Raw genomic sequence first — 13,543 nt, forward strand, 5'->3', positions numbered from 1 at the left:
AGAGACTGTACAGGAGGGTGAGCCCCTGGTCGAACTCACCCTGCGTACAGCTCCCGTCACGGGACCGCCGCGTCGATCGCCTTCACGATCCGTTTGTCGGAGACGGGGTACGCCGTGCCGAGCGCGTGGGCGAAGTAGCTGACCCGAAGCTCCTCGATCATCCAGCGGATGTCCAGGACCGACGAGGGGACGGGCCGCCCCCGCGGCATCTGCTCGAGCAGCCACGCGTACTCGTCCTGCATCTCCTGGACCTTCTCCATACGCGTCGTGTCCCGCTGGACGTTCGCCGGCATTTGCTGCAGACGCCGGTCCGCGGCCACCAGGTAACGCATCAGGTCCGGCAGCCGCCGCAGCCCCGCCTCCGTCACGAAGCCGGGCTTCACGAGGGCGTCCAGCTGCTTGCGTACGTCCGTGAGGTTCGCGAGCAGCGCAGGGCTCCGTACGGCCTTCAGACGGCGCTCACAGGCCTGCCAGGCGGCGAGCACCTGCTGCACCTGCGCCACCGTACGGACCGTCGTGTCGACGATCTCCGCGCGCACCTTGTCGTACAGCTTCCGGTACGACTCCTCGTCCCACGCCGGTCCCCCGAAGTCCGCGATCAGCCGGTCCGCCGCCGCCATCGCGCAGTCGTCGAACAGAGCCTGGATCGAACCGTGGGGATTCGCCGACAACGCCAGCTTCTGAGCGTTGGTCAGCTTTTCGGACGCGAACTTCGCGGGGTTCACCGGGATGTTGCGCAGGATGAGCCGCCGCGTACCCTTCCACATCGCCTCCGCCTGCTCGGCCTCCGTGTCGTAGAGGCGTACGGAAACGGTGTTCGCCGTCGGTCCGTCGTCGACCAGCGCCGGGTACGCCTTCACCGGCTGGCCGGCCCGGCGGGTCTCGAAGACACGGGTGAGCGTGCCGATGGTCCAGTCGGTGAGGCCCTTGCGTTCCAGGGACTCACCGCCCTGCCGCTCGGCGGTGGCGGCCGCCGCCTGCGAGAGGGCCTTCCGCGCCCTCGGCTTCAGCTGGAGCCGAAGTGTCTCCAGGTCCTTGTCCTCGGCCAGCTTGCGGCGCCGCTCGTCGACGATCCGGAAGGTGACGCGCAGATGTTCGGGGACCTTGGCCCAGTCGAAGTCGGACGCCTCGAACGGGACGCCCACCATGCGCTTCAGCTCGCGGGCCATGGTCGTGGTGAGCGGCTCCTGCAGCGGGGCCGCCTTCTCCAGGAACGCCTTCGCGTAGTTGGGAGCGGGCACGTAGTTGCGCCTGATCGGCTTCGGGAGGGAGCGGATCAGCTCGGTGACCAGTTCCTCCCTCAGCCCCGGGATCTGCCAGTCGAAGCCCTCGTCGGTGACCTGGTTGAGCACCTGCAGCGGGATGTGGACGGTCACGCCGTCCGCGTCCGCACCCGGCTCGAACTGGTACGTCACACGGAACTTGAGGTTGCCCTGGCGCCACGAGTCCGGATAGTCCGCCTTGGTGACCGCCTCCGCCGACTCCCGGATGAGCATCTCCCGCTCGAAGTCCAGGAAGTCCGGCTGCTCGTGCCGCTTGCGCTTCCACCAGGAGTCGAAGTGGGCGCCGGACACCACGTGTTCCGGGACCCTCTCGTCGTAGAAGTCGAACAGCGTCTCGTCGTCGACCAGGATGTCCCGGCGCCGGGCGCGGTGCTCCAGCTCCTCGACCTCGGTGAGGAGCTTGCGGTTGTCGGCGAAGAACTTGTGGTGCGTGCGCCAGTCGCCCTCGACGAGCGCGTTGCGGATGAACAGCTCGCGGCTGGTCTCCGGGTCGATACGCCCGTAGTTGACCTTCCGCTGGGCGACGATCGGCACGCCGTACAGCGTGACCTTCTCGTACGCCACCACCGCCGCCTGGTCCTTCTCCCAGTGCGGTTCGCTGTACGTCCGCTTGAGGAGGTGCTCGGCCAGGGGCTCGACCCACTCCGGCTCGATCTTCGCGTTGACGCGGGCCCAGAGGCGGGAGGTCTCGACGAGTTCGGCGGACATCACGAAGCGCGGTGGCTTCTTGAACAGGGTCGAGCCGGGGAAGATCGCGAACTTGGCGTTGCGGGCGCCGAGGTACTCGCCTCGGCCGCCGTCCCTGCGTCCGCCGGAGTCCTTGCTCTCCTTCGACTCCTTCACGTCCTTCATCCCGATGTGCGAGAGCAGGCCGGCGAGGAGGGAGACGTGGATGCTGTCGGCGGGCGCGTCCTCTTCGTTGAGATGGATGCCCATCTGCTTCGCGACCGTGCGCAGCTGGGTGTAGATGTCCTGCCACTCGCGGATGCGCAGGAAGTTGAGGTACTCCTGCTTGCACATCCGGCGGAAGGACGACGAGCCGCGCTCCTTCTGCTGCTCGCGGATGTAGCGCCAGAGGTTGAGGTAGGCGAGGAAGTCGCTCGTCTCGTCCCGGAAGCGGGCGTGCTGCTGGTCGGCCTGGGCCTGCTTGTCGGCGGGGCGCTCGCGCGGGTCCTGGATGGAGAGCGCGGCCGCTATGACCATGACCTCGCGGACACAGCCGTTCCTGTCGGCCTCCAGGACCATGCGGGCCAGGCGCGGGTCGACGGGCAGCTGGGCCAGCTTGCGGCCGGTCTGCGTGAGCCGTTTGCGGGGGTCCTTCTGGTCCGGGTCGAGCGCCCCGAGCTCCTGCAGCAACTGGACGCCGTCGCGGATGTTGCGGTGGTCCGGCGGGTCGATGAAGGGGAACTTCTCGATGTCGCCGAGGCCCGCGGCGGTCATCTGGAGGATGACGCTCGCCAGGTTCGTACGGAGGATCTCCGCGTCCGTGAACTCCGGCCGTGTGACGAAGTCGTCCTCGCTGTAGAGGCGGACGCAGATGCCGTCGCTGGTACGTCCGCAGCGGCCCTTGCGCTGGTTGGCGCTGGCCTGGGAGATCGGCTCGATGGGGAGCCGCTGCACCTTGGTGCGGTGGCTGTACCGGCTGATCCGGGCGAAGCCGGGATCGATGACGTACTTGATGCCCGGGACCGTGAGGGAGGTCTCGGCGACGTTGGTCGCCAGAACGATCCTGCGGCCGGTGTGGGGCTGGAAGACGCGGTGCTGCTCGGCGTGGGAGAGCCGGGCGTACAGGGGCAGGACCTCGGTGGCCTGCCAATCGGCGCCTCCGGCGCGGGTGTACTGCTTCTTGGTGAGCGCGTCGGCGGTGTCGCGGATCTCCCTCTCCCCGGAGAGGAAGACGAGGATGTCGCCCTGGCCCTCGGCCATGAGCTCCTCGACGGCGTCCGTGATGGCGGTGATCTGGTCCCGGTCGGAGTCGTCGGAGTCCTCTTCGAGAAGAGGGCGGTAGCGGACCTCGACGGGGTAGGTACGGCCGCTGACCTCGACGATGGGCGCGTCGCCGAAGTGCCGGGAGAAGCGCTCGGGGTCGATGGTCGCGGAGGTGATGACGACCTTGAGGTCGGGCCGCTTCGGGAGCAGCTGGGCGAGATAGCCCAGCAGGAAGTCGATGTTGAGGGACCGCTCGTGGGCCTCGTCGATGATGATCGTGTCGTAGGCGCGCAGCTCGCGGTCGGTCTGGATCTCGGCGAGCAGGATGCCGTCGGTCATGAGCTTGATGAAGGTGGCGTCCGGGTTCACCTGGTCGGTGAACCGCACCTTCCAGCCGACGGCCTCGCCCAGCGCGGTACTCAGCTCCTCGGCGACCCGCTCGGCGACGGTACGGGCGGCGATACGGCGGGGCTGGGTGTGCCCGATCATGCCGCGCACGCCGCGCCCGAGCTCCAGACAGATCTTGGGGATCTGGGTCGTCTTGCCGGAGCCGGTCTCACCGGCCACGATGACGACTTGATGATCGCGGATGGCCTCGGCGATCTCGCTCTTCTTCTGGCTGACGGGGAGCTGCTCGGGGTACTTGACGGCGGGCACGCGTCCGCGCCGTTCGCCCATGCGCTCCTCGGCCCTCTCGATCTCGGCGTCGATCTCGGCGAGGACGGCGGCGCGGGCCTCCGGCTTACGGATCTTGCGCGCGCCCTCGAGCCGCCGGCCGAGTCGGTGCGCGTCGCGCAGGGAGAGCTCGGTCAGGCGGGGGGCGAGGGTGCCGAGGGCGGAGGCAGGATGCGTAGACATACGCGGTCCAGGATCTCATCCCACGGAAATCCGTGGCGAACGCTTTTGCCCCGGCGTTTGGGCGGCTGATTCGCCCGCGGCCGGAGGGCGACTCACTGACTCCGCTGAGCCGGAGGTGTCGTCGGTGCCGCCTGCTCGCGCCGCCTGTTCGCGCTGCTGCCCAGGGCTATCGACTTCGCGGTGTTGGAGACGGCCTTGATGCCCAGGTAGGCGGTGGTCATGCTGCTCACCGCGGTGAACGCGGCGGTCAGCACGCCGACGATCACCGCCTTGTCGCCGTCCAGCCGCCAGACCCCGAAGATCGCGACGCCGGAGATCGCGAGATTGCTGATGATCACGGCGAGCAGCCCGTACCGCGCCCGGTCCTTCTCCAGCTCGGCATCCCGAATGGCCCCGGCGTCGTCCCGGCTCATCGTCCCCCGCTTCCCCCGCCCTGTGGGCCTTCGGCCCTTCATCGACCAGCCAGAACGTAGCGCCGCAGCGAGGCGCTGCCAAGCGGAACTGTTGTTCACCTTTTAGTACAGGATTAGCGGTTTTGTCTTGACGGTTACTGCGACCGAAACAAGCACGGCGCATCTGTGATCCGCGCGCGTCCACGGATCACGCAGGACACCGAGAACCAGAACCCGGCGGGCCACGCCCCGCCAGGACAGAACTAGTCTGAGTGCCTGTTGGGGTACCGACACGAGAACGGCCCGACCGAAGATCTTCGGTCGGGCCGTTTCTGCCCTGGTGGGCTGCGGTGGCTGGGGCCGGGGTCGAACCGGCGACCTTCCGCTTTTCAGGCGGACGCTCGTACCAACTGAGCTACCCAGCCACGAGGCTCCGGAGAGCCTCAGCGGTCCTGACGGGATTTGAACCCGCGGCCTCCACCTTGACAGGGTGGCGAGCACTCCAAACTGCTCCACAGGACCAAGCGATGTGTACGACAGTGTCGCACATGTTCTTGCGTGCCCCCAACGGGATTCGAACCCGTGCTACCGCCTTGAAAGGGCGGCGTCCTAGGCCGCTAGACGATGAGGGCTATCGGCCCGCCTGGGCGCTTCTCAGCGCGTCGGGGACGTGAGAAGCATATGGGATGGCGGGAGGTATCGCCAAAACGGTTTACGGGGTGCTGGGGGACGGGGTGCCGGCCGTGCGGGAGGGAGGGCTGGGGGAAGGGGTCGGGGCGGGGGTGGGGGACGGGCTCGCTCCCGGTTGGTTCTCCTCCGGGAGGTGGCGGCTCACCTCCGCCGTCGTCAGACCCAGGCCGCCCAGTTTGATCTCGTCCCAGGCCTGGAGGCGGCGGGTGTCGCGGTCGAAGTAGAGGATCGACGCCTCGATCGGGTCGGGGTACTTGCCTTCCACGGCCCGCAGGCCGCTGCCGCCCGTCGATCCCTCCAAACGCAGGCGTGTGCCCTTCTCCATGACCTCCATCTCCGCGTGGTGCAGGTGGCCCGCCAGGACCATCGGCACCTCGCCGTCCGTCTCCCGCGCGGCGGAGGGCTCGTGGGCGATGGCCACGTCCACCGGCGTGCCCGCGGCGCGCTGCTCGCGCAGGGCCGCGGCCAGGCGGGCGCCCGCCGCCTCCTCCGACTCCTCGGCGCCCGGGGTGGTCGAGCGGTCGGGCGTGAACTGCGGGTCGCCGATGCCCGCGAAGCGCAGTCCCGCGATCGTCTGCGCCCGGCCGTCGTCGAGGACGTGCACGTTCTTCATGCGCTCCAGGTAGCGCTGGGTGACCCTCGAGTCGTGGTTGCCCCTGACCCAGACGTACGGGGCTCCGAGGTCCTGGATCGGATCAAGGAACCCGTTCTCCGCCGCCGTGCCGTGGTCCATCGTGTCGCCGGAGTCGACGATCACGTTGACCTCGTACTGCTCCACCAGCGACGCGATGATCTTCCAGCTCGCCGGGTTGAGGTGGATGTCCGAGACGTGCAGGACGCGGATGGTCGTCGGGTCCGGCTGGTAGGTGGGGAGCGTGGAGGTGACGTCGTACAGCTTTGTCACGTTCGTCACCAGGCGTGCCAACTCCTTCTGGTAGACGTCGAATTCGGTGACGATGTTGCGGGCGTTGCCGACGAGGGACGGGGCCGAGGAGAGCAGGCCCGAGAAGCGCGGCTCCAGGACCGACTTCGGGTTCCAGGTGGCGTACGCCGTCGCTCCGGAGGCGGTGAGCAGGGCGAGGGCGAGGCCGCCCGCGGCCAGGGCGCGTCGTGGGCGGCGGTAGACGGCCAGGCCGAGAGCCGTCGCGCCCGTTATCACTGCCACGCAGGAGCGGACGGCGAGGTCGAAGGTGCCGTGTTCCACGTCGCGGGCGACCTCGTCCTGGAGGCCGGAGAGGCGTTCGGGGTGGTCGACGAGGGCCTGGGAACGGACCGGGTCGAGTTGGTCGACGTTGACGTCCAGGCGGACGGGGGCGATGTGGCTGTCCAGTTGCAGGGCGCCGAGGGGCGAGACGTTGATCTTCGTGCCGCCGGTGAGGGAGGGGCGCAGGGTCATCGTCGTGTCCATGGGGCCGACGGGGGTTCGTACGTTCCCGACGACCAGCAGGCCGAGCCAGGCGCCGAGCAGGACGACGGCGAACATGCCGCACGCGCGGGCCAGGGGGTGGGGCTGGTGGACGAGTTCGAGGGTCGGCTGGGGGCGGCGGCGCGGGGTCAGGGCGCGCGGGGCTCTGCGTGTCCGGTTCAGGACGTTCAGGACGGCAGCGGGGACGCGGACGCGGACCATTGGTCCCGTATGCCCAAATGAGTGGGTCGATATGCCGGGCGTCGGCGACTCTCCTCCGGGCGGCCCGTACCGGAGAATGGGCCTGTGCTGGAGATGACGCGCGAGGAGTTCGAGGAACTGGTCGCCGAGGCGCTGGACCGGATTCCGTCGGAGTTGACACGGCTGATGGACAACGTCGCGGTGTTCGTCGAGGACGAGCCCCCGACGGACGATCCCGAGCTGCTCGGGCTGTACGAGGGGACTCCGCTCACCGATCGTGGCGAGTGGTACGCCGGAGTACTGCCCGACCGCATCACGATCTACCGCGGTCCCACGCTGCGGATGTGCGAGACGCGTGAGGACGTGGTCGCGGAGACCGAGGTGACGGTGGTGCACGAGATCGCCCATCACTTCGGGATCGACGACGCGCGGCTGCACGCACTCGGATACGGCTGATTCCCGTCGAACGGGCCGCGTGTCCTCTTGCGGGCGGCGGGAGTTGAGCATGTTGACTCGCTCACCCGCCCCCGGAGGTGGCTCCGTGCGCACCTTGTACGTACCCGTTCGTCTGGCCGCCATGGTCATGGCCGTCGCCGCTGCCGCCGGCTGCATGAGCGTGGGGGACGGCGACGGCAACGGGGCCGGGCCCTCGCAGTCGGCGGGGCGGCCGGGCGCGGCGGCGCCGGACGGGGGCTCGGCGGTGTCCGGTGGAGGCGCCGGGTTCGGCGGGGCGGCGGGCCGGGGAGAGCACGGCGACGGAAAGCACGGCAAGGGGAAGGACGGGGAGTCCGCCTCCCCCTCCGCCCTGCCCTCGGCGGGCGTGAGCGGGAGGGCGCCGGCCGGGGTGGTGCCGGGCCGGACCGTCCCGGGTGCGCCGGAGCCGACCAACGAGCCGCCGGCGCCGCCCCCGGGAGCCACCGAGCCGGACCCCACCCCGACCGAACAGCCGACGTCCGCCACCCCGGAGCCGACGGCCGCGGAGCCGTCGTCCTCCGCGCACGAGGACACCTCTCCGCAACTGGTGCAACGGGAGCCGGCTCCGGAGGCGGGGGCGGCGGCTTGAGTGAGGCGGGCCCCGGATCGCTTGAGCTGTTGGCCCTGTCGGTATGAGCGGTCGGCGCCTCGGCGCCTCGGCAACCCACGGGCCGTGACCTGCGGCTATGGGCTCAATTTGCTTCGAGGGGTGCAGGGTGCGTATGGTGGTAGATCGTTTGATCCCATTTGCCCGGCGCCACCGCAGAGCGCGCCGTGTGGCGCGTACTCTCCCTTGCCGTGGCGGACCGCATAGAGGCGGTCGTATTGCGAATCACGGAGTTGACGGGCGCGTGCCGACGAGACTCCGGAAGGTTTCGCATACGCATGTCCATTTCCAGTACTGATCACGTCGTCGTGCCCGAGAACGGCGAGAACGACTCCGTCGAGGAGACCCCCGAGGTCACCTTCGCGGACCTCGGTCTCCCCGAGGGCGTCGTGCGCAAGCTCGCGCAGAACGGCGTGACGGTCCCCTTCCCGATCCAGGCCGCGACCATTCCGGACGCCCTGGCCGGAAAGGACGTCCTCGGCCGTGGCCGCACCGGCTCCGGCAAGACCCTCTCCTTCGGTCTGCCGACCCTGGCCACGCTGGCCGGCGGTCGCACCGAGAAGCACAAGCCGCGCGCCGTGATCCTCACGCCGACCCGTGAGCTCGCCATGCAGGTCGCCGACGCGCTGCAGCCGTACGGCGACGTCCTCGGCCTGAAGATGAAGGTCGTCTGCGGCGGTACCTCCATGGGCAACCAGATCTACGCCCTCGAGCGCGGCGTCGACATCCTCGTCGCCACCCCCGGCCGCCTCCGCGACATCATCAACCGCGGCGCCTGCTCCCTGGAGAACGTGCAGATCGCCGTCCTCGACGAGGCCGACCAGATGTCCGACCTGGGCTTCCTGCCCGAGGTGACGGAGCTGCTCGACCAGGTCCCGGCGGGCGGCCAGCGCATGCTCTTCTCCGCGACGATGGAGAACGAGATCAAGACCCTCGTCGACCGGTACCTCGACGAGCCCGTCTCGCACGAGGTCGACGCCGCCCAGGGCGCCGTCACGACGATGTCCCACCACATCCTCATCGTGAAGCCCAAGGACAAGGCGCCGGTCACGGCCGCGATCGCCTCCCGCAAGGGCCGCACCATCATCTTCGTCCGCACCCAGCTGGGCGCCGACCGCGTCGCCGAGCAGCTGCGCGACGCGGGCGTGAAGGCCGACGCGCTGCACGGCGGCATGACCCAGGGCGCGCGGACGCGGACGCTGGCGGACTTCAAGGACGGGTACGTCAACGTCCTGGTCGCGACGGACGTCGCCGCCCGCGGTATCCACGTGGACGGCATCGACCTGGTCCTGAACGTGGACCCGGCCGGCGACCACAAGGACTATCTGCACCGGGCGGGCCGTACGGCGCGCGCGGGCCGCACCGGCACGGTCGTGTCCCTGTCCCTCCCGCACCAGCGCCGCACGATCTTCCGCCTGATGGAGGACGCCGGCGTCGACGCCGCACGCCACATCATCCAGAGCAGCGCCGCGTTCGACCCGGAGGTCGCCGAGATCACCGGCGCCCGGTCCATGACCGAGGTCCAGGCCGAGTCCGTGGGCAACGCCGCCCAGCAGGCCGAGCGCGAGGTCGCCCACCTCACCAAGCAACTGGAGCGCGCACAGCGGCGTGCCACCGAGCTGCGCGAGGAGGCGGACCGGCTGGTCGCCAGGGTCGCGCGCGAGCGTGGTGAGGACCCGGAGGCCGCGGTTGCGCAGGCGCAGACGGAGTCGGTCGAGACGGTGGAGTCCACCAAGTCCGCCGAGTCCGCGGAGACGCGGGTCGAGGCCGAGGTCTCCGTGCCGGAGCAGCGGGCCGCGCAGGACGTCGAGCGGGTGGAGCGTACGGAGCGTCGGGAGCGCCGCGACGACCGGGGCGGGCGCCCCTTCGACCGTGACCGTGACCGTGGTTTCGAGCGTCGTGACGACCGGGGTGGCTTCCGCCGCGACGACCGGGGCGGGTTCAACCGCGACCGGGACAACGACCGCCGTTCGTTCGAGCGCCGCGACGACCGTGGCGGCTTCCGCCGCGACGACCGTCGTGACGACCGCCGTCCGGCCGACCGCGACCGCGCCCGCGGCTTCGAGCGCCGGGACGGCGACCGCCGTTCGTTCGAGCGTCGTGACGACCGTGGTGGCTTCCGCCGCGACGACCGTCGTGACGACCGCCGTCCGGCCGACCGCGAGCGTGGCTTCAACCGTGACGAGCGTGGCGGCCGTTCCCACGACCGCCGTGACGACCGGGGCGGTTTCCGCCGGGACGACCGTGCCGGCCACCGTGGCAGCGACCGCCCCTTCAACCGCGACCGCCGCGACGACCGCCCGGGCTTCCGTTCCGGCGGCCACGAGCGCCCGTACGGCCGCCGCGACGACCACCGCGGCAACGGCTCCTTCGGCGGCGGCCGCCGCGAGGACAAGCCGCGCTGGAAGCGCAACGGCTGACGGCCCGTCGCCCGAGGTGACTGAACACTGAGCGCCGTGACCCCCACTGCGGGGTCACGGCGCTGAGTCGTGTCCGGTCTCGTCGCTGCACACCGGTCAGAAAACGCTCTCCGATGATTCTGTGAAGTGACTGTAAGATCAGTCGACTTGTGAGACGGATGCGATGGCCGGGGGGCCAGGGGCACTGGTGAACGGCTTCGGGGAGGGTTCCTTGGCTCGTCATGGCTTCGTACGTCTGCGTTTGGTAGCCGCCTCGGCGGTACTGGCGGCCGGGCTGGGCCCGCTGCTGCCGTCGACCGCGGTCGCCGACGTGCCGCAGGAGACGGTTGTGCCGGCGGCGTTGCGCAGTACGTACACCTCGGGCGCGCTCTACGGCGGGTCCACGTACTCCGGGCACGACGGCGCCGGTTCCCAGGGCGTGTTCCACAGCCTGGAGGGATCCGGGCTGGTCTGGACGCGGTACGCGGACGGCACATCCGTCAAGGTCGTCCATCCGACGGGATTCACCACCTACTACACGACCGGTGGTGACGTTCTCGCGTATCGCTACGCCGACGGCCGGGTCGATCTGTGGAACGCGGCCGACGGCACCACACGCACCGTCCGGACCCCCGAGGGCCTGACCCTGCTCACCGCCTACGGCGACCTGGCTGTCGCCTACCGGCAGGTGAAGGACGAGAGCGGGACGACGATCCAGCGGGACATGCACCTGCTGTTCCCTGAGGCCGACGGCAGCACGCGTGACGTACAGGTGACCGGGCTGCCCGAGGGGTACATCCTCGGGCAGCCCAAGGGCGGTGACGCCGACGGGCTGTTGTTCAGTGCTGGACGGCCGGGTGGTGGCACGTATCTGTCGGTCATGGTCGACCGCAGGACGGGACAGGTACAGAGCTGGACGCCGCCGGGCTCCAAGGTCTACAAGAATGCTCAGGTCACCGGCGACCACGTGGTCCTCTTCAACCTCAGCGAAGCGGCCGTCCAGGTCTTCTCCCGCTCCGACCTGTCCGCCGCCCCGGTCGAGGTCACGCTGGACGGCGGCGGCACGAACCCGGCGCAGGACCTCGCTGTGGTCGGCGACTGGCTGGTCACCCGGCCCGGCACGGCAGTGATCGCCAAGCCCATCGCGAGTGGTCCCTCGACGACCCTGATGCCCGCGTCGAACGTCCACACCTCCGCCGTCTCCGACGGCAGCGCCGTGGCCGTCGGCCGCACCGCCGCCGCCGAGGACGACTGGGGCGTCCAGCGCATCCAGCCGGGCCCCGACGGCAGCCCGCTCGTCACCCAGGTCAAGGCGCTGCCCAAACCGCCGTACAAGATCCAGGGGCTCGCCCTGGACCAGGGGAAGCTCGTCGTCGCCGATCCCAGTTACGCCGGATACCGCGACACCTACGGGCGGACCGTCGCCGCGACGGGGACGCCGACGTTCGGGGAGCGCTCGTCGTACGACGGGAGGGAAACGTTCCTGGCCTCGTGCCCGGTGACGGACGTCGGGTGCTCCCAACTGTTCGGTACGGCCGACGGGCGGGCCGCCTGGCTGGAGCGCGGGTCGGGCCAGTACGACTGGCTCAGGACCAACGGGCCCGGTGACTACGACTATTGGGAGAGCGCCGTCCCGGCCGGTGGACGGATCACCGACGTCTCCGGCGCGTACGTGGTCTACACGACGCCCGCCGAGCAGTACGTCTACAAGATCGGCAACGGCGGCGCGGTTGTCACCCGCACGCCTGGCCCGGCTGCCCTCTCCGGCGACGTCCTGTGGACCGCGGGCGCGGCTCCTGGCACCGTCACCGCGTACAACCTGACGACGAAGAAGACCACCGAGACCCTCACCACCGACGCCGACTGCACGCCCACGGAGCTCCAGGCGCTGGGCCGCTGGCTCTACTGGAACTGCGGCGACAAGGCCGGGGTCTACGACCGTACGGCGAAGAAGTCCGTGCCCGTCCCGGCCGACGAGGCCAAGCTCGGCGACGGGTACGTCGTCACGCACGACAAGCAGGCCGGGAAGCTGACGCTGACGACGGTCGCGGACGGCACGGCTGCGAGCCGGGTGATCGGCGATCTGCCCGACACCGGGGTCTCGCAGCGGGACGTGCGCTGGACGGTCGACGAGTCCGGGGCCAATGCCGCCTACGTCGACGGCCGGGAGCGCGTGCACCTCGTCCCGTCCGGTGTGCCGCAGCAGCAGCTGGGGCTGCTGGAGCCGGCGCAGAGCGTGCCGGGGATCGACGTGACGCAGCCCGGCAACCTCACGACCGTACTGCTGTCGAAGCCGGCGGCGAGCTGGCGGTTGACCGTGCGGGACAAGGCGACCGGCAAGTTCGTCGACGGCATGGACGGCGGCGGCGTGCGGGGCGAGCTGAAGGTCGGGTGGGACGGCGTCAACGGCATCACGGTCCTCCCCAACGGCACGTACGACTGGACGCTCACGGTCACTCCCGCGGACGGCGTCGGCGCTCCGCTGGAGGTGCGGGGCACGGTCCGACTGGTCAGAGGCAGCGCTGTGTTCCACGACTACGTGGGTCCCGCGTCGCTCCCGGACGGCGTCGGCGACCTCCTCACCCTCAACTCCTCGGGCGCCCTGACCTACCAGCAGGGCACCGGCAAGGGCACGTTCTCCGGGAAGGTCACCGGCACCGGTTGGCCCACGACGATCAGGGCGGTGCCCATCGGGGATCTGAGCGGTGACCGCTGCAACGACGTCCTGGTCCGGCTGAGCAGCGGTGTCCTGCGCCTGTACAAGCCGTCCTGCGGGGCGGCGCTGAAGCCGTCGACGCCGTACACGACGCTCGGCCCCGGCTGGAACCAGTACGACGTCCTGACGTCGCCCGGCGATGTGACCAAGGACGGTCGCCCGGACCTGATCGCCCGCAACCCGTCGACCGGCGCGGTGTACCTGTACAAGGGCACCAGCACGGGCACGCTGGCCGCGCGCGTGAAGCTCTACGACAACTGGAAGGCCTACAAGAAGGTCGTCGGCGTCGGTGATCTGAACGGTGACGGTGTCGGTGATCTGCTGGCGCAGGACAAGTCGAACAACCTTTACCGGTATCTCGGGACGGGCAAGGGCACGTTCTCCGGGCGGGTGAGGCTGTTCGCCAACTGGGGCGGTTCGTACAACGTGGTCGTGGGTGTCGGGGACATCACCGGGGACGGGAAGGCCGACCTGGTGGCGCGGGACACCGCGGGTGTGCTGTACCGGATCCCGGGCACCGGGACGGGCACGTTCGGGTCCCGGGTGAAGATCGCTACCGGGTGGCAGGGCTACAAGGGCCTTTTCTAGC

At 70.0% G+C, this 13,543-nt stretch carries 7 protein-coding genes and 3 tRNA genes; 4 read left to right on the top strand and 6 right to left on the bottom strand.

The genetic code is table 11. From position 1 onward, the window contains the following. Positions 1 to 56: 56 nt before the first annotated feature. From hrpA to ABZO29_RS23450, 6 genes are all read right to left on the bottom strand, one after another. Entirely contained in the window at positions 57 to 4,070 is a 4,014-nt protein-coding gene (gene hrpA / locus ABZO29_RS23425; protein ID WP_367322138.1) for an ATP-dependent RNA helicase HrpA, read from the bottom strand. A gap of 92 nt (positions 4,071 to 4,162) precedes the next feature. Beyond that, positions 4,163 to 4,483 carry a hypothetical protein gene (locus tag ABZO29_RS23430; RefSeq protein ID WP_367322139.1) on the bottom strand — a complete coding sequence of 107 codons (321 nt, stop codon included), beginning with the start codon at positions 4,481 to 4,483 and terminating at the stop codon, positions 4,163 to 4,165. 330 nt (positions 4,484 to 4,813) lie between these two features. Then, a tRNA-Phe gene (locus ABZO29_RS23435) sits at positions 4,814 to 4,887 on the bottom strand. Between the two features lie 22 nt (positions 4,888 to 4,909). Continuing rightward, positions 4,910 to 4,984, bottom strand: a tRNA-Asp gene (locus tag ABZO29_RS23440). 37 nt (positions 4,985 to 5,021) lie between these two features. Then, a tRNA-Glu gene (locus ABZO29_RS23445) sits at positions 5,022 to 5,094 on the bottom strand. An 80-nt stretch (positions 5,095 to 5,174) separates the two neighbouring features. Further along, the gene (locus ABZO29_RS23450) at positions 5,175 to 6,779 is read right to left on the bottom strand and encodes a metallophosphoesterase (protein WP_367322140.1); all 1,605 of its coding nucleotides are present in this window, start codon (positions 6,777 to 6,779) and stop codon (positions 5,175 to 5,177) included. Positions 6,780 to 6,863: 84 nt separating this feature from the next. Between ABZO29_RS23450 and ABZO29_RS23455 the strand changes: the two genes are divergently transcribed. The 4 genes from ABZO29_RS23455 to ABZO29_RS23470 all read left to right on the top strand — a co-directional run bounded on the left by ABZO29_RS23455 (position 6,864) and on the right by ABZO29_RS23470 (position 13,542). Continuing rightward, positions 6,864 to 7,214, top strand: a complete 351-nt coding sequence (locus ABZO29_RS23455) for a metallopeptidase family protein (RefSeq protein WP_367322141.1) — start codon at positions 6,864 to 6,866, stop codon at positions 7,212 to 7,214. A gap of 85 nt (positions 7,215 to 7,299) precedes the next feature. Beyond that, complete coding sequence (locus ABZO29_RS23460) at positions 7,300 to 7,821, top strand: hypothetical protein (protein WP_367322142.1); 522 nt, start codon at positions 7,300 to 7,302, stop codon at positions 7,819 to 7,821. Between the two features lie 296 nt (positions 7,822 to 8,117). After that, positions 8,118 to 10,259, top strand: a complete 2,142-nt coding sequence (locus tag ABZO29_RS23465) for a DEAD/DEAH box helicase (protein WP_367322143.1) — start codon at positions 8,118 to 8,120, stop codon at positions 10,257 to 10,259. A gap of 211 nt (positions 10,260 to 10,470) precedes the next feature. Next, positions 10,471 to 13,542, top strand: a complete 3,072-nt coding sequence (locus tag ABZO29_RS23470; protein WP_367322144.1) for an FG-GAP repeat domain-containing protein — start codon at positions 10,471 to 10,473, stop codon at positions 13,540 to 13,542. Position 13,543: the final 1 nt, after the last annotated feature.

It is taken from the genome of Streptomyces sp. HUAS ZL42, from assembly GCF_040782645.1.
Classification (GTDB): domain Bacteria; phylum Actinomycetota; class Actinomycetes; order Streptomycetales; family Streptomycetaceae; genus Streptomyces.

Bases quoted from the DNA above. Each gene is read 5' to 3' on its own strand.
- hrpA (WP_367322138.1), bottom strand. From the start codon at position 4,070: ATGTCTACGCATCCTGCCTCCGCCCTCGGCACCCTCGCCCCCCGCCTG.
- ABZO29_RS23430 (WP_367322139.1), bottom strand. From the start codon at position 4,483: ATGAGCCGGGACGACGCCGGGGCCATTCGGGATGCCGAGCTGGAGAAG.
- ABZO29_RS23450 (WP_367322140.1), bottom strand. From the start codon at position 6,779: ATGGTCCGCGTCCGCGTCCCCGCTGCCGTCCTGAACGTCCTGAACCGG.
- ABZO29_RS23465 (WP_367322143.1), top strand. From the start codon at position 8,118: ATGTCCATTTCCAGTACTGATCACGTCGTCGTGCCCGAGAACGGCGAG.